Below are 1213 nucleotides of genomic sequence, written 5' to 3'. Positions count from 1 at the left end.
TTAAGTACATGACAAAAAACTAAATAAGCTGTAATTTAGATTGTTAAATCCAGTCAAAAGAAATTTTGACAAGAAGTCTAATCCATATTTAAATACACTTATTGCTTTTCTTCCATGCGTTTTTATTTTTATTGGTTTACTATTCTGGTCGATATAGTCCCCAATCTTGTAGCACCAAACAAAAGCAATCATTGTCAACAAGAAAAGTCTTTCGAGCCTTTGTAAATCGGTCACATGAGTATCTTCAATATTAAATCCACTACTTTTCAAGCCTCTGAATAGTGTTTCGATTTGCCATCTCTGTCTGTAATATTCCATAGCTTGCTCTGGCTTGTTAAATGAAACAAGAATTAAAAATTCCATTTTACCCTCTCTATCGATAGTTTTGCTTCCAGATAAATAGCACCTTTGTCCATGTAATTCTACTATTTTGGGATAGTGATAAAATTCTCCTACTTTTAAATGATTAAAAAGCCAAAAAGCTTTAATTTCTTTTTGCTTTTGGTAGGAATAAATTTTGAAATTATTCCTTATTCGGATGTAATACCTAATGTTGTTTTGGTTCAAAAAACCTAACCATTCATTTCCAATAAACTCTCTGTCTGCCAGTAAACAATCAATAGTCTCACTTCCAAACCATTCGATATATTTGTTGATTAACTCGATTCGTTCCTGGGTATCTGAATTCCCTCGCTTATCTAACATTTTAAACATCAATGGAAACGCTACATTCTTGTAGCTAATTCCCAACATCAATATGTTAATATTCTGAGAACCAAACTTCCAATTGGTCCTATCTAAAACCAATACTAAACCACTCTGTAAAGGCAACAGATTAAATATCAAGGTAGATACTAATTTCATTGAGAATTCAAATTCTTTCATGAATCTTTGAATTCTCCTATAAGAACTACTCTTAGCCGCTTTTGTGTCAAATCCAGAGGCTAATCGATCATAATTAATTGTCTTTATTTTGCATAAAGCCGTTATAAATAAACAAATGAGCTTAACCCTTGGCAGACTGATTTCTCCTTTAAAATGGCTTTGTAAAACCGAGATCAATGTACTATCTTTACTTCCGAGACTGGTGTTTTTCATTATAAAAATTATGTAGTAATAATCTTATAATTTACAAAATACCGGTCTCTTTTCCTAATACTTACCTCGTATTTTACTGACTAACAGCGAAATATAATTTTTGTCATGTACTGAA

General features: G+C 31.3%; 1 protein-coding gene. It reads right to left on the bottom strand.

The window, feature by feature from the left end; all coding sequences use genetic code 11:
* A complete protein-coding gene (locus BUC11_RS16550; protein ID WP_073355801.1) occupies positions 1 to 1098 on the bottom strand; it encodes an IS4 family transposase in 1098 nt (365 codons plus the stop codon).
* Positions 1099 to 1213 lie beyond the last annotated feature (115 nt).

Origin of the sequence: Flavobacterium xanthum (assembly GCF_900142695.1) — a bacterium.
In the GTDB taxonomy this organism is placed as follows: Bacteria; Bacteroidota; Bacteroidia; order Flavobacteriales; family Flavobacteriaceae; genus Flavobacterium; species Flavobacterium xanthum.
Note: the sequence above shows the minus strand (reverse complement) of the source record. Positions and strands in the feature narration are given on the sequence as shown.

Excerpts from the sequence above, each read along its gene's own strand:
- BUC11_RS16550 (WP_073355801.1), bottom strand. The coding sequence starts at position 1,098 with ATGAAAAACACCAGTCTCGGAAGTAAAGATAGTACATTGATCTCGGTT.